This window comes from Nocardioides sp. NPDC127503 (assembly GCF_040302165.1).
Classification (GTDB): domain Bacteria; phylum Actinomycetota; class Actinomycetes; order Propionibacteriales; family Nocardioidaceae; genus Nocardioides.
Window position 1 is genome coordinate 113703 of the sequence record NZ_JBEORH010000009.1, and the last position, 20291, is coordinate 133993.

At 70.3% G+C, this 20291-nt stretch carries 17 protein-coding genes; 8 read left to right on the plus strand and 9 right to left on the minus strand.

The window, feature by feature from the left end; translation table 11 throughout:
• Genes ABTW65_RS20275 through ABTW65_RS20285 form a run of 3 tightly spaced genes read right to left on the minus strand, consistent with a single transcriptional unit; the run spans position 1 to position 2796 of the window.
• On the minus strand, positions 1-756 hold the full coding sequence (locus ABTW65_RS20275) for an ABC transporter ATP-binding protein (RefSeq protein ID WP_350663372.1): 756 nt from the start codon (positions 754-756) through the stop codon (positions 1-3).
• A complete protein-coding gene (locus ABTW65_RS20280; RefSeq protein WP_350663374.1) occupies positions 753-1721 on the minus strand; it encodes an ABC transporter substrate-binding protein in 969 nt (322 codons plus the stop codon). The genes ABTW65_RS20275 and ABTW65_RS20280 overlap by 4 nt, the downstream gene beginning before the upstream one ends.
• A gap of 16 nt (positions 1722-1737) precedes the next feature.
• On the minus strand, positions 1738-2796 hold the full coding sequence (locus tag ABTW65_RS20285) for a FecCD family ABC transporter permease (RefSeq protein ID WP_350663376.1): 1059 nt from the start codon (positions 2794-2796) through the stop codon (positions 1738-1740).
• Positions 2797-2921: 125 nt separating this feature from the next.
• Here ABTW65_RS20285 and ABTW65_RS20290 point away from each other — a divergent pair, with 125 nt between their 5' ends.
• Positions 2922-4154, plus strand: coding sequence for a geranylgeranyl reductase family protein (locus ABTW65_RS20290; RefSeq protein ID WP_350663379.1), 1233 nt, complete (start codon positions 2922-2924; stop codon positions 4152-4154).
• Positions 4155-4213: 59 nt separating this feature from the next.
• A complete protein-coding gene (locus ABTW65_RS20295; RefSeq protein WP_350663381.1) occupies positions 4214-5098 on the plus strand; it encodes an NUDIX domain-containing protein in 885 nt (294 codons plus the stop codon).
• Between the two features lie 110 nt (positions 5099-5208).
• Here ABTW65_RS20295 and ABTW65_RS20300 read toward each other — a convergent pair whose 3' ends face one another.
• Both ABTW65_RS20300 and ABTW65_RS20305 read right to left on the minus strand, forming a co-directional pair.
• Positions 5209-6168: an ornithine cyclodeaminase family protein gene (locus ABTW65_RS20300; RefSeq protein ID WP_350663383.1), complete on the minus strand. Its 960-nt coding sequence runs from the start codon at positions 6166-6168 to the stop codon at positions 5209-5211.
• A gap of 17 nt (positions 6169-6185) precedes the next feature.
• On the minus strand, positions 6186-7544 hold the full coding sequence (locus ABTW65_RS20305) for an MFS transporter (RefSeq protein ID WP_350663385.1): 1359 nt from the start codon (positions 7542-7544) through the stop codon (positions 6186-6188).
• Positions 7545-7695: 151 nt separating this feature from the next.
• Between ABTW65_RS20305 and ABTW65_RS20310 the strand changes: the two genes are divergently transcribed.
• On the plus strand, positions 7696-10494 hold the full coding sequence (locus ABTW65_RS20310) for an FAD-binding and (Fe-S)-binding domain-containing protein (protein WP_350663387.1): 2799 nt from the start codon (positions 7696-7698) through the stop codon (positions 10492-10494).
• A 6-nt stretch (positions 10495-10500) separates the two neighbouring features.
• Here the strand turns inward: ABTW65_RS20310 and ABTW65_RS20315 are convergent, their stop codons facing one another.
• Positions 10501-10872 (minus strand): DUF4267 domain-containing protein, encoded by a 372-nt coding sequence (locus tag ABTW65_RS20315; protein ID WP_350663389.1) that lies wholly within the window; start codon positions 10870-10872, stop codon positions 10501-10503.
• 257 nt (positions 10873-11129) lie between these two features.
• On the opposite strand from ABTW65_RS20315, the gene ABTW65_RS20320 reads away from it, so the two are divergent.
• Positions 11130-12341 carry a class I SAM-dependent methyltransferase gene (locus tag ABTW65_RS20320; protein ID WP_350663391.1) on the plus strand — a complete coding sequence of 404 codons (1212 nt, stop codon included), beginning with the start codon at positions 11130-11132 and terminating at the stop codon, positions 12339-12341.
• Positions 12338-13294, plus strand: a complete 957-nt coding sequence (locus ABTW65_RS20325; protein ID WP_350663394.1) for a hypothetical protein — start codon at positions 12338-12340, stop codon at positions 13292-13294. The genes ABTW65_RS20320 and ABTW65_RS20325 overlap by 4 nt, the downstream gene beginning before the upstream one ends.
• A 37-nt stretch (positions 13295-13331) precedes the next feature.
• Here ABTW65_RS20325 and serC read toward each other — a convergent pair whose 3' ends face one another.
• Positions 13332-14447 carry a phosphoserine transaminase gene (gene serC / locus ABTW65_RS20330; RefSeq protein WP_350663396.1) on the minus strand — a complete coding sequence of 372 codons (1116 nt, stop codon included), beginning with the start codon at positions 14445-14447 and terminating at the stop codon, positions 13332-13334.
• Positions 14448-14490: 43 nt separating this feature from the next.
• Between serC and ABTW65_RS20335 the strand changes: the two genes are divergently transcribed.
• On the plus strand, positions 14491-14970 hold the full coding sequence (locus ABTW65_RS20335) for a GNAT family N-acetyltransferase (RefSeq protein WP_350663398.1): 480 nt from the start codon (positions 14491-14493) through the stop codon (positions 14968-14970).
• Positions 14971-15039: 69 nt separating this feature from the next.
• Here ABTW65_RS20335 and ABTW65_RS20340 read toward each other — a convergent pair whose 3' ends face one another.
• Positions 15040-16143: a citrate synthase 2 gene (locus ABTW65_RS20340; RefSeq protein ID WP_350663400.1), complete on the minus strand. Its 1104-nt coding sequence runs from the start codon at positions 16141-16143 to the stop codon at positions 15040-15042.
• A 69-nt stretch (positions 16144-16212) separates the two neighbouring features.
• Here ABTW65_RS20340 and pdxH point away from each other — a divergent pair, with 69 nt between their 5' ends.
• Entirely contained in the window at positions 16213-16860 is a 648-nt protein-coding gene (gene pdxH / locus ABTW65_RS20345; protein WP_350663402.1) for a pyridoxamine 5'-phosphate oxidase, read from the plus strand.
• Positions 16857-18866 (plus strand): beta-galactosidase, encoded by a 2010-nt coding sequence (locus ABTW65_RS20350; protein ID WP_350663405.1) that lies wholly within the window; start codon positions 16857-16859, stop codon positions 18864-18866. The genes pdxH and ABTW65_RS20350 overlap by 4 nt, the downstream gene beginning before the upstream one ends.
• 76 nt (positions 18867-18942) lie before the next feature.
• Here ABTW65_RS20350 and ABTW65_RS20355 read toward each other — a convergent pair whose 3' ends face one another.
• Positions 18943-20289, minus strand: coding sequence for a phenylacetate--CoA ligase family protein (locus ABTW65_RS20355; RefSeq protein ID WP_350663407.1), 1347 nt, complete (start codon positions 20287-20289; stop codon positions 18943-18945).
• Between the last annotated feature and the right edge of the window lie 2 nt (positions 20290-20291).

Consider the following 20291-nt stretch of genomic DNA (forward strand, 5'->3'; position numbering starts at 1 on the left):
TCAGGTGGACGGGCGGAAGAGGAGATGGATCTCCTCGCGCAGCTCGAGCCGCTCGATGCCGATGTCGTAGACCGGCTCCAGGATCTCGGGGCGGAGCACCTCGTCGACGGTGCCGCGTGCGGCGACGCGGCATCGGTCGAGCAGCACCAGGTCGTCGCAGTAGCGGGCGGCCAGGTTGAGGTCGTGGAGCACGACGATCGCCGTCGTCCCCAGTTTCCGGACCAGGGAGAGGATCTCGTGCTGGTAGCGGATGTCGAGGTGGTTGGTCGGCTCGTCGAGGAGCAGGTGGGTCGCCTCCTGGGCCAGCGCCCGGGCGATGAGAACCCGCTGCCGCTCGCCCCCGGAGAGGGCGGCGAACGAGCGCGGACCGAGGTGAGTTCCGCCGACCCGCTCCAGACACTCCGCCGCGACGGCCAGGTCGTTCTCACCGGCCCTGGCGAAGGCGGACAGGTGCGGCGTACGTCCCAGCAGGACCATCTCGCCGGCGGTCAGCGTCGTGTCGGTGCCGGACTCCTGGACGACGACCGCCAGGCGCCGGGCGACCTGCTTGGCGGGAAGCCCGGCGAGGTCGTCGCCGTCGATCTCCACGGTGCCACTGCCTCGCAGCGCGCCGTAGAGCAGCCGGAGCAGGGTCGTCTTGCCGCTCCCGTTCGGGCCGATCAGACCCAGCACCCGGCCCTCGTGGGAGGCGACGTCGACGTCCTCGAGGATCGTCGTGGTGCCGTACGTCCACGACAGGCCCGCCGCCTCGATCACCGGCCGAACCTGTCGATGATCCGCTCGAGGCCGTCGACGGAGAGGGCCGAGGGCGGCTCGGTGAAGTTGAACAGCTGCGCCATCACGTCGCCGTTCTTGACCGCGGTGAGGTCCTCGGCACCGGCGAGCTGGGTGATCGACTCCTCGACCGCCTTCGGGTCGCCGGCGTTGTGGAGCAGGATGATCACGTCGGGGTCGCGCTCGAGGAGATCCTCGGTCGAGACCTCGAAGACGCGCTCGTCGACGTCGGCGAAGACGTCCTCGAACCCGGCCGCCTCCAGCTGTGGGTGGGCCATCGACCTGGTGCCGTAGGCGTAGGTCACGCCGCCGCCGACGGTCGGGTAGAGCACCGCCGCCGTACGTCCCTCGCCGACCTTCTCGTTCTCCAGGTCCGTGACGCGTTTGCGCAGGTCAGCGACAGCCTTGGCGGCCTCGTCCTCGCGGTCGAAGACCTTGCCGTAGGCCTCCAGCTGGCTGTAGACGTCGTCGAAGCCGGGGTCGTCGACGCCCTCGGGGCACATCGCCGGCTCCTCGAGGAGATCGATGTCGACGGCGTCGAGGGTGTCCCGGGAGAGGTTGTCGACCTCGCCGAGGACCAGGTCGGGCTCCTCGGCGATCACGATCTCCTTGGAGATCTGCAGGTGGCCACTGGTGTCCATCTCGTCGGTGAGCAGCGGAATGTCGTCGAGCTCGGTCTGCGTCTTGGCGTCGTAGTAGTCGGCGGGATACTCGCCGGCCCTGGCCACGACCTGGTCCATCACGCCGAGCGCGTGCAGGTAGGGCACCGAGGAGCTCTTCAGCATCACGACGCGCTCCGGCGGAGCGTCGAAGGTGACCTCGGCGCCGCAGTTCTCGATGGTGACCGGGAAGCCGTCCGCGGTGGCCTCGTCGCCGGCGGCGTCGGCGCCGCACGCGGTGGTCGTGGCCAGCACGAGGGCGGCGGTGGCGAGCATGGGGCGGATCATTTCGGCTCCTTGATGGTCAGACGTCGCGCGCCGAGAAGCGCCGGATGAGGACGATGAGGAACGGGGCGCCCAGGAGCGCGGTGACGATCCCGATCGGGATCTCCTGCGGCTGGAGGAGCACCCGGGCGAGCACGTCGGCCCAGACCAGCAGGATCGCGCCCATGAGGGCGGCGGCCGGGACGGCCACGGAGTGGGCGGAGCCGACAGCCCGCCGGGCCAGGTGCGGCACGACCAGGCCGACGAAGCCGATGCTGCCGGCCGCCGAGACGACCACGCCCACGGTCAGCGCCACGAGGATCAGCAGCAGGGTGCGGAAGCGGTCGGGGGAGATGCCGAGGGTGTGGGCGGTCTCGTCGCCGATCGCGAGCGCGTCGAGGCCGCGTCCGGACAGGGTCAGCAGCACGGTGGTGGCGAGCACGGCGACGGCCACCACCGCGAGCAGGCCGTCCCACTGGGCCAGGCCGAGCGAGCCGAGCAGCCAGAACATCACCGACCGCGCGCCCTCTGCCGAGCCCGAGGCGAAGATGAGGAAGCTGGTCAGGCCGTAGAGCAGGTAGCCGACCGCGACGCCGGAGAGCAGCAGCCGCAGCGAGGTGACCCGGCCGCCGCTGCGGGCGAGGGCGAACACCAGGAACGAGGCCGCGAGGGCGCCGAGGAAGGCGGAGCCGGGCAGGGCGTACGCCCCCAGGCCGGTGCCCGCGCCGAAGAGGATCGCCGCCGCGGCGCCGCTGGAGGCGCCGGAGTTGATCCCGAGCAGGTAGGGGTCGGCGAGCATGTTGCGGACCATCGCCTGCAGCGCCATGCCGGTGATGGCCAGGCCCGCGCCGACCAGGGCACCGAGGAGCACGCGGGGGAGGCGTACCTTCCACACGATCGCCTCCTCGGTCGCCTTCCAACCGGCCTCGGGCAGGCCGAGGAGGTGGTGGCCGAGGATCTGGGCGACCGTCCCCGGAGCGACGTACGCAGCACCCAGCCCGACCGCGACGACGACTGTCACCACGGCTGCTGCGAGGAGGCCCAAGAGCCAGATGACGGCGCGCCGGCGGCGACGGCGTACGCCGAGAGGGTCGTGCACGTGGGGGCCTTCCGAGACTGCGCCGGGACTAATGCGAAGAACTTGCAATAACCTAGCAGAGGCCGGCTTCGGCCGGAGGTGGGGTTCTTTCGCGGGCCGTTGGCCGGTTCTGGGAAGATATGCGCATGACGTCGTCCCTTCCGCAGTCAGCTGACGTGCTCGTCGTGGGGGCAGGACCTGCGGGCTCGGCCGCGGCGGCCTGGCTGGCGCGCGCCGGGGTCGATGTCCTGCTGACCGACGCGGCCGTCTTCCCGCGTGACAAGACCTGCGGCGACGGCCTGACACCGCGTGCGACCCACGAGCTGGTCCGGCTCGGGCTGGAGGACTGGCTGCGCGCGCACCCGGTCTCCAAGGGCCTGCGTGCGCACGGCTTCGGACAGACGCTGCACCTGCCGTGGCCCGGTGGGACGTTGCCGTCGTGGGGCTCAGCGGTGCCGCGGACCGAGCTCGACGATCACTTGCGCACCGTCGCGATCAAGTCCGGCGCGACCGCGGTCGACGGCGCGCGTGCCGTCGACGTGCGGTGGGAGGGCGAGCGGATCGCGGCTGTCGTCTTCGAGGGCGGCCACGAGGTCGTCTGCAGGTCCGTCGTGGTCGCCGACGGTGTGCGCTCGCCGCTCGGCAAGGTGCTGGGACGGGAGTGGCACCGCGACACCGTCTACGGCGTAGCCGGGCGGGCCTACATCGCCTCCGACCAGGCCGACGACGAGTGGATCTCCTCCCATCTCGAGCTGCGTGACGAGTCCGGTGCGGCGCTGCCGGGATACGGCTGGATCTTCCCGCTCGGATCGGGCGAGGTGAACATCGGCGCGGGTGCGCTGGCCACCTCGAAGCGGCCTGCTGATGTCGCGATCAAGCCGCTGATGAGGCACTACACCGAGCAGTGCCGCGAGCAGTTCGGGCTCACGGGCGAGCTGCGGGCGGAGAAGTCCGCGCTGCTGCCGATGGGTGGTGCGGTCTCCGGTGTCGCCGGCGCCAACTGGGCGCTGATCGGCGATGCCGCCGGATGTGTGAACCCGCTCAACGGCGAGGGGATCGACTACGGCCTGGAGACCGGACGGATGGTCGCCGACGCGCTGATCGCGGGTGAGGACCTGGCCACCGCCTGGCCGGCGACCCTGCGTGAGCACTACGGCGAGGCGTTCTCCATCGCCCGCCGTCTGGCCGGGATCGCGACCCGTCCGCGCCTGGTGTCCACCCTCGGACCTGCGGGAATGCGCTCCGACTGGCTGATGACGCTGGCCCTGCGGTGGATGGGCAACCTGGTCACCGACGACGACCGCGACCGGGCCGCCAAGGTGTGGCGCTGGGCCGGTCGCCGCTCGCTGGCTCTCGACTCCCGACCCCCGTTCAGCTGATGGCGACGCGGAATCGGGGCCGCAGTGGGCGGCGTCGCAAGCTTCCGAAGGTGCAGCGGGTGGGGGCGTACGCCGTCATCATCCGGGCCGGCGCGGCCGCCGAGCCGGAGATCCTGCTCAGCCGGCTCTCGGAGAAGGTCACGCCGGAGGAGCGCTGGACGCTGCCCGGTGGCGGGATCGACCACGGCGAGGATCCGCGCGACGCGGTCGTGCGCGAGGTCTACGAGGAGGCCGGGGTGCCGGTCGAGGTCGGCATCGAGGCGCGGGTCTACTCCGTCCATCAGGCCAAGGCCTGGCGGCTGGGTCGGCGGGTCAACTCCCACGCGATCCGGATCGTCTATGACGGTTGGGTGCCCCACGACGCCCCGGAGCCGCAGACCATGGAGGTCGACGGGTCCACCGCGGAGGCGGCCTGGCTGCCCCTCGCCGCTGTGACGAGCGGCGAGATCCCGACGTCTCCGCTGGTCACCGATGCCCTCGAGGTGCACAAGCCATCGCGGATGCAGCGGTTGGCCGCGTACGCCTTCATCACCCGCCCCTCCGACGACGCGATCCTGCTCACCCGGATCTCGCCGCTCGGCTACCACTCGGGCACATGGACGCTGCCCGGTGGCGGGGTCGACTTCGGCGAGCAGCCGCGCGAGGCGCTGATGCGCGAGGTGGTCGAGGAGTGTGGCCTGACCTGCGAGGTCGGTGCTCTGCTCGACGTGCACGACGTGAACATCACCGGCACGGCTCCCAGCGGTCGTCACGAGGAGTTCCACGGCGTCCACCTGATCTTCGCCGCGACCGTCCCCGACGGCGCCAGCCCCTCGGTGGTCGAGCAGAACGGCACCACCGACGACGTACGTTGGGTGTCCCGTGAGGAGTTGGCGAGCCTCCCCCTCCTGGACGTGGTGCAGGCAGCCCTAGCCGCCGAAGCGTCGAAATCTGGCGCCGAGTAGTCGAAATCTGACGCCGAAGCGTCGATTTCTGACGGTGAAGGGCCAGTTTTTGTCGCCGATGTGGCGTACGAAAATCGACTTATCGACGGCATAAATCGACTTCTCGACGGTTAGTCCAGGGCGGTCTGGGTGCCTATGCCTTGCTCTTCGGCTGTGGCCAGGATTACCTCTGCGGCGGCTGCGTCTTGGGCGCCTACGCCCACCGTGAGGTAGGTGACGATGTCGGTCTGGGCGCGGTTCAGGCGGGACGCGCCGGTGAGTAGGGCGCCGAGGTCGGTGATCCGGTCCGGGTCGACCAACCCGGAGGCGACGGCCTCGACGACGGGGCCGGAGTCGGTCAGCGCCGAGGGGCGGTAGTCGACCACCACCGTGGAGCGCGCGAGCAGCGACGGTGGTAGTTCGACGCGGTCGGGAGCGAAGGAGCCGACGCTGGCCACGGTGGTGCCGTCGGTGACCCAGGCGTCGTCGATCACCGGAGTGAGTGACGAGGTGCAGAGGACGACGATGTCGGCGCTGCGTACGGCCTGTTCCAGGTCGGCTTTCGCGGTGGCGCCGTGTGCGGCGGCGACCTCGGTGGCGGCGGCGGGGTTCCGGCCGAAGACCCAGAGGTCGGCTTCGGGGTGGGTCACAGCGAAGGCCGCGAGATGGGCCCGGGCCTGGGCGCCGGTGCCGACGACGAGCACGCTCCGGGCCTCGGGGGCGACCTGCTGCATCGCGAGAGTGGTCGCGGCCGACGTACGCAGGCCGGTGACGCTGTCGCCGTTGATGATCGCGCGCGGTGCGCCGGTCTCGGCGTCGAGCACCGTGATGACCGAGTGCACGGCGCCGAGGCCGCGCGTCGCGTTGGCCGGGTTGACGCTGCCGAACTTGCTCACCGCGGGAGCGTTAGTAGCGATCCGGGAGGAGTAGCAGAACGAGACCGACGAATCCGGTCCCGGAACCAGCAGCCGGGGAGGCTGGACGGCCTCCCCGGCTCCCAGTCGGGTGAACGCCTCGCGCTGGGACTCCAGCGCGAGCTGCGGCGTGAAGATGCTGCGTACGTCTGTGGCGGAGAGGATCCTGACGGTCACCCCGCCACCGTAGACGGTCAGACGGAGGTCTTCTCCGGGGTCTCATCGAGCGCCACGTCCTTGGTCTCCTTGCCGATCACCAGCGAGATCAGAGTGATCACGGCCATCACGGAGAGGTAGACGCCGACCAGGACCGGCGAGCCGTCGGCCTGCTTCCACAGCGCGACCGCGATGAAGGGTGCGACCGCGGCGCCGAGGATCGAGGCGACGTTGTAGGAGATGCCGGAGCCGGTGTAGCGGACGCTGGTCGGGAACAGCTCCGGCAGCAGCGCGCCCATCGGGCCGAAGGTGAGGCCCATCAGGGAGAAGCCGAGGACGAGCCAGAGGAGTACGCCGACGGTGCCGGCGTTGACCAGTGGCACCCAGGCCAGGCCGAAGACGATGATCCCGAGGGTGACCGCGATCAGCAGCCGGCGGCGGCCGTAGCGCTCGGCCAGTGGCCCGGAGACCATGGTGAAGATGCCGAAGAAGATCACGCCGAAGATCAGCATCAGCACGAAGGTCGTGTAGCCGTAGCCCAGGCCGGGCACCGGGAGATCCTTGGCGGCGGTGCCGAACGACAGCGAGAACGCGGTCATCAGGTAGAAGAGGACGTACGTCGCCAGCATGAAGAAGGTGCCGAGGACGAGCTGCTTGCCCTGGTTGCGCACGACCGAGGCCAGCGGGACCTTGCGGACCAGACCGGCGTCCTGGCTCTTGGTGAACACGTCGCTCTCGACCAGGCGCAGCCGGACCCACAGACCGACGATGACCATGACCGCGGAGAAGAGGAACGGAACCCGCCAGCCCCACGCCAGGAAGGCGTCGGAGGGCTTGGTCGGGTCGGCGCCCTCGGCGGAGAGCAACGCCGCGATGGCCAGGAACAGGCCGTTGGAGAGGATGAAGCCCAGCGGTGCGCCGAGCTGCGGGAACGTACCGAAGATCGCGCGCTTGCCCTCGGGGGCGTTCTCGGTCGCGACCAGGGCGGCACCGCTCCACTCGCCGCCGAGCGCGAAGCCCTGGGCCAGGCGCATCAGCACGAGCAGCGCGGTGGCGACCCAGCCGACGGTCTCGTACGTCGGGAGCGCACCGATCAGGAAGGTCGCGATGCCCATGGTGAGCAGCGAGATGACCAGGGTCGTCTTGCGGCCGAGTCGGTCGCCGAGGTGGCCGAAGAAGATCGCGCCGACCGGGCGGGCGACCATCGCGGCGCCGAAGACCGCGAAGCTCGCCAGGAGCGCGGTGGTCGGGTCGCCGGCCGGGAAGAAGAGGGCGGGGAAGACGAGGACGGCTGCGGTCGCGTACGCGTAGAAGTCGTAGAACTCGATCGTCGTCCCGATGAGACTGGCGACGAGCACGCGCGAGCGCGGGTTGGCCGGTGCGGGGGTGGCGGACATGGTCTCTCTCCGAGGTCTGGAAGTGCCCGCGCTCTCGCGGGACGTCCCATTATATGAGAGTCTAATATCGCTCACTGAGACGGGTTCGCGTTGTGGTCGTCGACGGTGGGCGCTGACCGCTGACCGCGCCGAGGTCTGTGACAATGAGCGGGTGAATGCGACTGCCTCGGATCTGGCGAATGAGCTGCGCAACCAGGGGATCAGCAGGGTCGACGACTCGCCGCTGGCCCGGGCGCTCTACTCCAGCGACGCGAGCCTCTATCGGGTCGTGCCCTCCGTCGTCGTACGGCCGCAGTCCCGCGACGAGCTGCTCGCGGTGCACGCGGTGTCCCGTGCGACCGGGGCGCCGGTGACGATGCGAGGTGCGGGCACCTCGATCGCCGGCAACGCCGTCGGGTCCGGGATCGTCGTGGACACGCGGGACCTGCGGACCATCTACGAGATCGACCCGGAGGCGCGCACCGCGCGGATCGACCCGGGTGTCGTGCACGCCGACCTGCAGCGGGCGGCGGCACCGCACGGGTTGCGCTTCGGGCCCGACCCGTCGACCCACACCCGCTGCACCATCGGCGGCATGATCGGCAACAACGCCTGCGGCAACCGTGCGCTCGGATACGGCCGCACCGTCGACAACATCGAGGCGCTGACCGTGCTCTTCGGCAACGGCGAGCAGGTGGCCTATGCGGATGGCGTCTCCACCGGGGAGACGGCGGAGCGGCTGCAGGCGCTCGTCGGCGCCAATCTCGGGCACGTACGGACTGAGTTCGGCCGGTTCGGGCGCCAGGTCTCGGGCTACTCGCTCGAGCACCTGCTGCCCGAGAAGGGCGGTCGGGTCGACCGGTTCCTGGCCGGCACCGAGGGCACCCTGGCGACCATCCTGGAGACGACCGTGCGGCTCGTCGAGGACTCGCCCGGGCGGCTGCTGCTGGTGCTCGGCTACCCGACGATGGCTGATGCTGCCGACGCGGTGCCTGCGCTCCTGCAGGTGGCGCCGGGGCGGCTGATCGCGTGTGAGGGGATGGACGCCCGGATCGCCGACCTGGTCCGCGCCAAGGGCCGCGCGGTCCCGGAGCTCCCCAAGGGAGCCGGCTGGCTGATGGTCGAGGTTGCCGGACAGGACGCTCCTGACCTGGTGAAACGTATCGCCGCCGAGTCGGGCGCGCTCGAGTCACGGGTGGTCATCGATCCCCTCGAAGCGGCCGCGCTGTGGCGGATCCGCGAGGACGGTGCCGGGCTCGCCGGGGTCTCGCTGCCCACGCCGGCCCACTCCGGCTGGGAGGACGCCGCGGTCCCGCCGGAGCACCTCGGTGCCTGGCTGCGCGACTTCGAGGGGATCCTGGAGTCATTCGGTCTGCACGGCTACCCCTACGGCCACTTCGGCGACGGCTGCATCCACTGCCGCATCGACTTCCCGTTCGCGCCGGACGCGCCGGAGTCGGCCCAGGTGTTCCGGGAGTTCATGACCGCGTGCGCGACGCAGCTGGTGACCTACGGCGGCTCGCTGTCGGGCGAGCACGGCGACGGGCGGGTGCGCTCGGAGCTGCTTCCGCTCATGTACGACTCGACCTCCATCGACCTCTTCGAGCAGGTCAAGGGCATCTGTGACCCCTCGGAGCTGCTCAACCCGGGCAACATCGTGCGGCCCGCGTCGATCACCGACGACCTCCGTCCGGTGCGGCCCCGAGCCCTTCCCCGGACCGGCCTGCGGCTGATCCACGACTCCGGTGACCTCGGCGCTGCCGTGCACCGCTGCACCGGTGTCGGCAAGTGCGTGGCCCCGAAGACTGCCGGAGTGATGTGCCCCTCCTACCTCGCGACCCGCGAGGAGAAGGACGCCACTCGCGGACGCGCGCGGGTGCTGCAGGAGGCGCTCGACGGGTCGCTCGTCGGTGGTCTCGGCGATCCGGCGGTGAGCGAGGCGCTCGACCTGTGCCTGGCCTGCAAGGGGTGTGCGTCCGACTGCCCCACGGGCATCGACATGGCGACGTACAAGTCCGAGGCGCTCTACCAGAAGCACGATGTCCTCGGGGAGCGCCGGCCGCGCTCGCACGCTCTTCTCGGGCAGCTGCCGAAGTGGGCGCGCCTCGCGGCGCCGTTCACCGGCATGGCCAACGCGTCGCTGAAGATCTCGCCGCTGGCCAAGATCGCCAAGAAGACCGCCGGCATCGACCAGCGGCGCTCGATCCCTGCGTTCGCACCGAAGACGCTGAGGCGATCGGCGCCGACCGCGAAGCTCCCCGAGACCCCGGACGTGTGGATCTGGGCCGACTCCTTCACCGACCACTTCTTCGCCCAGTCCGGCCACGGCGCGATCGCCTGGCTCGAGTCGCAGGGCCTGAGCGTCCGCGTCATCGGCGAGAAGGCCTGCTGCGGGCTCACCTGGATCACCACCGGCCAGCTCGACGACGCGCGGAAGATCATGGAGAAGACCGTGCGTACGCTCGCCCCCTATGTCGCCTCCGGCGTCCCCGTCGTCGGACTGGAACCGTCGTGCACCGCGACGCTGCGGTCGGACTCGGTGGAGCTCTCGGCGCTGCCCGAGGCCGAGGTCGTACGTGACGGGATGCTCACCTTCGCCGAGCTGGTGAAGCGGCTGGTGGGCGAGGGTCGGGCGACGCTGCCCGATCTGACCGGTGTCGAGGTCGTCGCCCAGCCGCACTGCCATCAGCACGCCGTCCTGGGCTGGGTCGACGACGAGGCGCTGCTGACCCAGGCCGGTGCGAAGGTCACCCGGGTCTCCGGCTGCTGTGGCCTGGCCGGCAACTTCGGGGTCGAGGAGGGGCACTACGAGGTGTCGGTCGCGGTCGCGGAGACCCATCTGCTCCCGGCTGTCCGGTCCCACCCCGACGCCGTCATCCTCGCTGACGGGATGTCGTGTCGGGTCCAGCTCGACGACCTCGCCTCGGTGCCCACGATGCACCTCGCCGAGCTCTTCGCCTCACGCGTCTGACCTGGATCAACCCAGCCAGAGCAGCGCCACGGCGATGAGCATCATCGCCGCGGTGAGTCCGTGGACCCCGAAGGCGCGCGCCTTGCTCCCTCGGTTGCCGAGAATGACGAGCATGTCGCCGATCGGGATCATGGCCTCGACGAGGACCACCCAGGGCACGGCGTCGGGTTCCACGAAGATCAGCGGGATCAGGACGAGGCCGCTGGCGATGTCGCGTACGCCCTTGAGCTGCCACCAGGCGCGGGCCTCGGGCGAGGGCAGGATCGGCAGGCCGAAGCCGGCTGCGTTGGCCTCGTTTCTCAGCAGGTACATCACGCCGATGTAGATGATCCCCAGGGCGACGATCCAGATCAGGACCATTCCGATGGTGTACAGCACTTTCTGCTCCTCTGATTAGCCATGCAAGATTTTCTAGCAATGCTAGATCACGAACCTGCTTTCGTCTAGCGCTGCTAGATTTTTGCTGCGGAGGCCCGGGTCATCAGGATGCTTGCCGCGCGAGAGGGCTGCGGCGATGGGTGTTGACGCCCGGGCCGCGCCTAGACTGAAGCGGTGAACCCGCGTTACCGCCGAATGATCATTCCCGGCGCGCTGGTCGCCCTTTTGCTGCTGGTCGTCATTGCCGGGGTGCTGAGTTGAGCAGGGAATCCGAGCCGCTGTTGCGGGCGCTGAACCGGATGCGATCGGTGATCCTCGATCCCGATCAGCTGGTCAAGGCGGTCGCGTCGGGCAAGCAGCGTGGCAGCGAACCGAAGTGGCGTCGCGCCGAGATCCGTTACGTCGACCTGAAGGCCGGGCGACACCTGCAGATCACGACGTACGACGCGACCCAGGCGTTCACCGCGAACCACCCGGCCGGAGACCCCACGGCGCTCGACGACCTGCTCGACGTACCGTTCGCCAACTGGGTCGTGACGACCGCGACCGAGCAGACCCAGATCCAGGCCAAGACCCCGACCACGGCGCTGGTGTCGACCACCGAGCTGACCGCGCCGGTCGAGGTCGAACGCGGCCATGACCAGGCGAAAGAGCGGCTGCTGCCGGAGTCGGACCCGGTCTTCCGGGTGCTCGGGCTCTCGGACAAGGACGGGAAGCTGAAGCCGTCGCGACAGGCGAAGTACCGCCAGGTCGAGGAGTTCCTGCGCCAGCTCGACGCCGCTCTGACCGACGCGATGAAGTCCGGCAAGGTCCGCAAGCCGACCGCCGAGGAGCCGCTTCGGATCATCGACCTGGGTGCCGGCAACGGCTATCTCACCTTCGCCGCCCAGCGCTATCTCACCGAGGTCCGCGAGCTGCCCGTCGTCGTCACCGGCGTCGACGTCAAGGAGCAGTCGCGGGAGCACAACTCGAAGATCGCTGATGAGCTGGGAGTGCACGCCGAGTTCGTGGCCGGGACGATCGATGGCGTACAGCTCGACGAGAAGCCCGACGTGGTGCTCGCCCTGCACGCCTGCGACACCGCCACCGACGACGCCCTCGCCCGGGCGATCGAGTGGGAGGCGCCGCTGGTGCTGGCCGCGCCGTGCTGCCACCACGACATCGCCGCCCAGCTGCGCAAGGCCCCGACCCCGGCGCCCTACTCCATGCTCACCCGTCACGGCATCCTCCGCGAGCGCTTCGCCGACACGCTGACCGACGCCCTGCGGGCGAGCCTGCTGCGCCTGTCCGGCTACCGCGTCGAGGTGGTGCAGTTCGTGGAGAGCCAGCACACCCCGCGCAACACGATGCTCCGCGCGATCCGCACCGGCTCGCCGGTCAAGGGCGGCTCGGTGAAGAAGGAGTACGACGAGCTGGTGGCCGAGTGGGGCGTACGTCCGAAGCTCGGCGAGCTGCTCTCCCAGCGATGAGGGCGGTTGTCGCCGCGGGCGCGCTCGGGCTGGTGCTGATCACGTCCGTGCCCGCGAGCGCCGCCGGCGACGACGTGCTCTTCGCCTTCTCCGATCCGACGATCAGCGAGGCCAGCGCGCTGACGCCGCTCGGCAAGGGTCTGTACGCCACCACCAACGACTCCGGGGACAGCGGACGCGTCTTCACCGTCGACTCGAGCGGTGACACGGTCGGGGTGACCCACTGGGCTGCCGACCCGGTCGACGTCGAAGGTCTCGCGCCCGCCGGCGGCAACCACGTCTGGGTCGGCGACATCGGCGACAACAACAGCGTCTGGGACTCGATAAGGATCGCGAAGGTGCGCGTCGGTCGAGGCGAGCGCACGGTCTCGCCGACCGTGTACGACCTCGTCTATCCCGACGGGCCGCACAACGCTGAGTCCCTGCTGGCCCACCCCGACGGCCGCGTCTTCGTCGCCACGAAGGACTGGGGAGGCGGGCGGCTCTATGCCGTACCGAAGCGCCTCGACCCCGACGGACCCAACCGGTTGAAGGAGGTCGCCCCGGTCATCCCGATGGCCACCGACGGCGCCTTCTTCCCCGACGGCAAGCACCTGGTCGTACGCGGCTACTACTCCGCCACGATCTACGACTGGCCCTCGATGGACCGCGTGGGCTCGTTCCGGACCCCGGACCAAGAGCAGGGCGAGGCTATCGGTGTCACGCCGAAGGGTGAGGTCGTCGTGACCAGCGAGGGCATCCGTGCCGAGGTGATCCGGGCCGACCCCGAGCTGGTGGGTGAGGTGCTCGGCGACGAGCCGTCCCCGACCGCCGACCCGGCCCCGGATGAGGCCGAGCCGGCGACTGAGGACGAGGGTGGGGACAAGGGTGGCGACGACGGCGGTTCCGCCGGCCCGATCGCCCTGGTGGCGCTCGCTGTCGCTGCGTACTTCATCTTCCGCAAGCGCAACTGACGCCGACTCGGCTCGTCATGACGAGCCGACTCGGCGATCAGAGGCGCTCGACGACCCAGTCGATGCAGGCGGTGAGGGCCTCGATGTCGGCGGCGTCGACGGAGGGGTACATCGCGATCCGGAGCTGGTTGGTGCCGACCCCGCGGTAGGCGTCGAGGTCGACGACGCCGTTCTCGGCGAGCACGCGGCGCAGCTCGTCCTTGTCGATGCCGGTGTCGAGCTCGACGGTGCCGACGACGAGGGAGCGGTGGGTGGGATCCTCGACGAACGGCCGGACGTACGGCGCCTTCTCTGCCCACGCGTAGAGCGCATCCGAGGAGGCGGTGGTGCGGGCGACCATCGCGTCCAGCCCGCCGGAGGAGTTCATCCAGTCGAGCTGCTCGGCCATCAGGAAGAGCGTCGCGACGGCCGGGGTGTTGACGGTCTGCGCGCTGCGGGACTGCTTGATCGCCTCGGTCAGCGAGAAGAACGACGGGATGTGCCGGCCGCTCGCCGCGATCTCCTCGGCGCGCGCGATCGCGGCGGGGGAAAGCAGGGTCAGCCACAGGCCGCCGTCGGAGGCGAACGACTTCTGCGGCGCGAAGTAGTAGACGTCGCTCTGGGTGACGTCGAGCGGCAGCCCACCGGCGGCCGAGGTCGCGTCGACGACGGTGAGCTGGTCCGCGCCCGCTCCGGCGGGACGTACGACCGGAGCCATCACACCCGTCGAGGTCTCGTTATGTGTCCAGGCGTAGACATCGACGTCGTACTCGTACGCCGGCGCGGCCAGGGACCCCGGATCGGCCGAGATCACCGACGGGTCGGCCAGCCACGGCGCCGCCTTGGCTGCGGAGAGGAACTTCCTGCCGAACGCCCCGAAGACGGCGTGCTGGCTGCACTCGCGCACCAGGGCGTACGTCACCAGGTCGAAGAACGCCACCGAGCCACCGTTGCCGATGACGACCTCGTAGCCCTCCGGCAGCGAGAACAGGTCGGCCAGCCCGGTCTGGACGCGGCGTACGAGATCCTTCACCGGCTGCTGCCGGTGAGAGGTCCCCATGACCGAAACCCCGGTCGCGGCGAGCGCCTCCAGGCGGCCGGTGGGCACCTTGGACGGCCCGGACCCGAAACGTCCGTCGGCGGGCAGGAGGTCGGCGGGGATCTGCAGCGTCATAAACCCATTCTCGCAAGTTGCGGGCATCGGCCAGAATACCGACGTGTCTGTTGAGATTCGCCGGGTCGCGTACGACCACCCTGATGCGCAGAAGCTGGTCGACCGGGTCCAGGAGTTCTACGTCGAACGCTACGGCGAACCCGACTACGACCCGACCTTGCCGGAGATGTTCGAGCCGCCCGCGGGCGCGTACTTCCTGGGCTACCTCGACGACGTCCCGGTCGCTTCCGGCGCCTGGCGACGCTCCGGCGAGCCCGCCCTCGGGACCGTGGTGACCGCCGAGATCAAGCGGATGTACGTCGTGCCCGAGGCCCAGGGCCAAGGCCTCGCCAAGCGGATGCTCGCCCACGTCGAGGCCTCGGCCCGCAGCGCCGGCTTCGAGGCCATGGTCCTCACCACCGGCGGCCTCCAGCACGAGGCCATCGGGCTCTACGCCGCCAACGGCTATGTCGACGTCGAGCCCTTCGGCTTCTACAAGGACGACGACCTCGTGGTCTGCATGGCCAAGCGCCTCGACGGCTGACCCTCTAGCGACCCTCATAACGCAGGAACCGACCGGCTGAAGCCGGTCGGTTCCTTGAGTGACAGGTGTCTACTTCGCCCAGTCGGCGTTCCAGCCCTCGACCGCGTCGGCGGGGCGGGGGGAGGGGCCGGTGTAGATGGCGCTCGGACGGATCAACCGCCCGGTCTTCTTCTGCTCCAGGATGTGGGCGGACCAGCCACCCGTGCGGGCGCAGGTGAACATCGAGGTGAACATGTTGGCCGGGATCTGAGCGAAGTCGAGGACGATGGCGGCCCAGAACTCGACGTTGGTCTCCAGGACGCGGTCGGGGCGGCGGGCGCGAAGCTCCTCGAGCGCGGCCTTCTCGAGGGCCTCGGCGACCTCGAAGCGGGGTGCGTTGAGCTCGCGGGCGGTGCGGCGCAGGACGCGCGCACGGGGGTCCTCGGCGCGGTAGACGCGGTGGCCGAAGCCCATCAGTCGCTCGCCGGAGTCGAGCAGCCCCTTCACATAGGCGGAGGCGTCGCCCGTCTTCTCGACGTCCTCGATCATGCCGAGCACGCGCGAGGGGGCGCCGCCGTGCAGCGGGCCACTCATCGCGCCGATCGCGCCGGAGAAGGCCGCGGCCACGTCGGCGCCGGTGGAGGTGATCACCCGGGCGGTGAAGGTGGAGGCGTTCATGCCGTGCTCGGCGGCCGAGGACCAGTACGCGTCGATCGCGTGGGCGTGGGCCGGGTCGGCCTCGCCGCGCCAGCGGATCAGGAAGCGCTCGGCGAGGGTCTTGCCCTTGTCGACCTCGCGCTGCGGCACGATCGGCAGGTGGATGTCGCGGGCCGACTGGCCGGCGTACGAGAGGACCATGACGGCCACGCGGGCGAGGTCCTCGCGGGCCTGCTCGTCGGAGATGTCGTAGGTCTGCCCGAACCCGAAGGCGGGCGCGAGCATGGGGATGGCGGCTTGGACGTCGACGCGCACGTCACCGGTGTGCACCGGCAGGTTGTAGGCCTCTGCGGGCGGCAGGCCGGGGCCGTATGAGCCGTCGATCAGCAGGCCCCAGACGTTCTCGAACGGCACTCGGCCGACGATGTCCTCGATGTCGACCCCGCGGTAGCGAAGGGCCGAACCCTCTTTGTCGGGCTCCGCGATCTGGGTCTCGAAGGCCACGACGCCCTCGAGACCGTGCTGTACCTGGCTCACTGCCGTCTCCCATTCTCCTAGTGTCGCTCCGCATTCTGCCCCACCCGCCCAGAAGATAGGCTCGACGGCATGGATCTGGCGGCTGAGCTGGCGGCAGCACGAGAGAACTACACCCGCAGCGGGCTGCACGAGGACGACCTCGCGAGCGACCCGTTCCTGATGTTCGAGAGGTGGTACGCCGAGGCTCGGGACGCGGGCATCGTCGAGCCCAACGCGATGGTGGTCTCGACCGTCTCGCCGGACGGCGCGCCCTCGTCGCGGACCGTGCTGCTGAAGGGCTTCTCGACCGAGGGCTTCACCTTCTTCACCAACACCGCCTCCCGCAAGGGCTCCGACCTCGCGCACAACCCGCGCTGCGCGGTGCTCTTCCCATGGCACCCGCTGGAGAGGCAGGTACGCATCGACGGGCGCGCCCACGAGGTCTCGCACGAAGCCGTCGAGGCCTACTTCTCCCAGCGCCCGCGCGGCTCCCAGTTGGGTGCGCACGCCTCCCACCAGAGCCGGGTCGTCTCCGGGCGCGAGGAGCTGGAGGAGGCCTACGAACGGATCGAGGCGCAGTTCGAAGGCCAGCCGGTCCCGGTGCCCGAGGAGTGGGGCGGCTACCGGGTCGAGCCGGAGCGGGTGGAGTTCTGGCAGGGCCGGCCGGGGCGGATGCACGACCGGCTCGTCTACCTCCGCGAGGGCGACAAGTGGCGCACCGAGCGGCTGGCCCCGTGACGGGTCCGACCGGGATGGAGCGGGTCACCCAGGCGCTCGGCGGGCGGATCGCCTACGGCGCCGACTACAACCCGGAGCAGTGGCCGGAGGAGGTCTGGGACGAGGACGTACGCCTCATGCGGGAGGCCGGGGTCAACCTGGTCAGCGTGGGGATCTTCTCCTGGGCCCTGCTCGAGCCTGAGCCGGGGACGTACGACTTCGGCTGGCTCGACCGGGTGCTCGACAAGCTCCACGAGGGCGGGATCGCGGTGGACCTGGCAACGGCGACCGCGAGCCCGCCGCCGTGGTTCCTCGAGCGCCACCCTGAGGCGACCCTCGTCGACCAGATCGGCACTCCGCGCGCGTTCGGTGCGCGCCAGGCGTACTGTCCCTCGTCGGTCGCCTACCGCGACGCCGCCACGACCCTCATCACCGAGCTGGTCAAGCGGTACGACGACCACCCGGCGGTGGTGATGTGGCACGTCAACAACGAGTACGGCTGCCACAACGACCACTGCTTCTGCGACGCCAGCGCGGTGGCCTTCCGGCGCTGGCTTCAGGATCGCCATGGCTCGGTCGAGAAGCTCAACGACGCATGGGCGACGGCCTTCTGGAGCCAGCGCTACACCAGCTGGGAGCAGATCGGGCCGCCGCGACAGGTCTCCTACGGCAACTTCGCCAACCCCGGCCAGCAGCTGGACTGGTGGCGGTTCTGCTCCGACGAGATCCGCGACATCTTCCGGGTCGAGGCGGCGGCGGTGCGGGCGCACTCCGACAAGCCCCTGACCACCAACTTCATGGGGTTCCGCAAGTCGCTCGACTACCGGAGCTGGGTCGACGTCGAGGACCTGGTCTCCAACGACCACTACCTCATCGCCGCCGACGAGGACCGCACCCCGCAGCTCGCGATGACCGCCGACCTCACCCGCTCGCTGGCCCACGGAGAACCGTGGCTGCTGATGGAGCACTCCACCTCCGCGGTCAACTGGCAGCCGCGCAACATCGCCAAGGCCGCCGGCGAGATGCGCCGCAACTCCTTCCAGCACGTCGCGCGCGGTGCGGACGGCGCCCTGTTCTTCCAGTGGCGTGCCTCGCGCGGTGGCGCGGAGAAGTTCCACTCCGCGATGGTCCCGCACGCCGGCACCGAGAGCCGGCTGTGGCGAGATGTCGTACGCCTCGGGGCGGATCTCTCCGCGATCGCGGAGGTCGCGGGCACCCGGGTGGAGCAGGCCAGCGTCGCGATCGTCTTCGACTGGGACTCGTGGTGGGCGGCGACCTTCGACTCGCACCCGTCGGTCGACGTCGACCCGATGGCGACCGCCCGGGCCTGGCACAGGGCTTGCTGGGCCCGCAACCTCGGCGTCGACATCATCGGGGTCATCGATCCGCTCGACGGCTACGACGTGGTGGTGCTGCCCGTGCAGTACCTGCTCTCCGACGAGACCGTCGACCGCCTCACCGACTTCGTCGAGGCCGGCGGCACCCTGATCGCCACCTACTTCAGTGGGATCGTCGACGAGCACGACCACATCCGGCTCGGCGGCTATCCGGGCGCGCTGTCCGATCTTCTCGGCGTGCGGATCGAGGAGTTCTGTCCGCTTCCCGAGGGCGACGAGATCCCGCTGACCGCCTACGGCTCCGGCACGATCTGGAGCGAGCGCGGCCGCGCGGTCGGGGCCGATGTCCTGGCTGCGTACGCCACCGGCGACTGCGCCGGCGACCCGGCCGTCACGCGTCGCCGCGTCGGCAAGGGCACGGCCTGGTACGTCGGCACCGAGCTCACCGCCGATTCCCTCGACACCCTGGCCACCCAGATCTTCACCACCACCAAGCCGGTCGTCGGGGGCCTTCCCGAAGGCGTCGAGGCGATCCGGCGGGTGGGTGAGCAGGGGACGTACGTCTTCGTCATCAACCACACCCACGAGGCAGTCATTGTCCCCGTCCGCGGCACCGACCTGCTCTCCGGCAACGAGGGCGGCCCGCACCTGGTCCGCGCCGGTCAGGTCGCGGTCATCCGCGAAGGGTGAGGGTGTTCCTTCGTCAAGGTATGCAGACGAAGGAACACATCCCCTGTGGAGGTCCGCTAGGGATGTGTCCCTTTCCCTACATACCTTGATGAAGGGACCGGTAGCGACGGGGTTTGCCCTCGCCCAGGTCGGCGAGGGTGTGGACGCGGTGGACGGTGATGTCGCGGGCGAGCATGGTGCCGAGACGGGCGGCGACCGCGTCGGCGTCGCCGCCGGCGATGGTCGCGACGACCGTGCCATCGGCGGCCTGCTCGACGGACCAGCCGCGGGCGCCGGCGTCCTGGAGGTGCTGGGTGAGGTCGACGCAGGGGACCAGGGTGCCGGCCGGGGTGGTGAAGACGGTGGCCTCGCGCCCTTCGAGGGCATCGATCGCGAGCCTGCCGTCGACGCGTACCAGCCGGCCGGTGTCTCCTGTGCGGTAGCGGACCAGGGGAAGAAAGGCGTTCTCGCCAGCGGTGACGACGATCTCGCCGATCTCGCCCTCGGGGAGCGCGGAGCCGTAGGGACCGAGGATCTCGACGTGCACCCGGCGGTCGGCGACGACGAACGGGCCGCCGTCGGTGCTGACCGCCACCGGCCGGGTCTCGTGCAGGCCGTAGACGTCGATCACCGGGCACTCGAAGGTCCGCTCCAGATCGGCGCGCAGGGTCGCGCTCAACGCCATCGCGGAGGAGATGATCGCGATCGGGCGTACGACGTCGCGGAGGTCGAGGAGGTGCTCCAGGGACGTGGGATGGCCGGAGATCACCTGCGGGTCGGCGTCGCGCAGGAACGTCCGTTGGCTCTCGAGAGGCCACTCGCCCGGGTGCAGGTTCACACGTGCGACGAGGCTCTCGCCGAAGCCGGGAGCGACCGAGACGTACGTGAATGCCTGGCGCTGCCACACGACCTGCACCACGCCGAAGCGAGCCGGATCCGGTGCCCAGCCGCCGGTCAGCCCGGCGATCAGGTCGCGGAGCCAGTGGAACCCGCGGGCCAGCTCGTCAGGATCGTCCGGCATCACCAGCGCCGCCCCGGTGCTCCCCGAGGAGGTGCCGTGCAGCATCCGCCCGTAGTCGGCATCCAGCGGCACGAACCCGCCGATGTCGTCGACCAGGTTCTGCCGGCTGATCAGCGGAAACTCGGCGAGGGTGTCGAGCGGCCCGCGATGCCGACGGTACGCAGGCAGGGACCGCGCCACCGCCAGGTGCTGCTCGAGCCAGCCCGTGCGCGGAAGCTGTGACCGGGCCGCCTCCTGCTCGGCCGGAGTGAGCCGGTGGCCGACTCGGTGCCGCCAGACCGGCGCGGCGGGATGACCGTCCGCGGCAACCAGCCGGGCGGATCCGGCGGCCGAGAGACCCGGCCAGCGTTCGGCGTCGGTGAGGGCGGCCGATGCCATCGGAGTGTATTCGGCCAGGTCAAGCGGGTCCTGTGTCTCGCTCACGG

Excerpts from the sequence above, each read along its gene's own strand:
- serC (WP_350663396.1), bottom strand. The coding sequence starts at position 14,447 with ATGACGCTGCAGATCCCCGCCGACCTCCTGCCCGCCGACGGACGTTTC.
- ABTW65_RS20280 (WP_350663374.1), bottom strand. The coding sequence starts at position 1,721 with ATGATCCGCCCCATGCTCGCCACCGCCGCCCTCGTGCTGGCCACGACC.
- ABTW65_RS20325 (WP_350663394.1), top strand. The coding sequence starts at position 12,338 with ATGAGGGCGGTTGTCGCCGCGGGCGCGCTCGGGCTGGTGCTGATCACG.
- pdxH (WP_350663402.1), top strand. The coding sequence starts at position 16,213 with ATGGATCTGGCGGCTGAGCTGGCGGCAGCACGAGAGAACTACACCCGC.
- ABTW65_RS20305 (WP_350663385.1), bottom strand. The coding sequence starts at position 7,544 with ATGTCCGCCACCCCCGCACCGGCCAACCCGCGCTCGCGCGTGCTCGTC.
- ABTW65_RS20290 (WP_350663379.1), top strand. The coding sequence starts at position 2,922 with ATGACGTCGTCCCTTCCGCAGTCAGCTGACGTGCTCGTCGTGGGGGCA.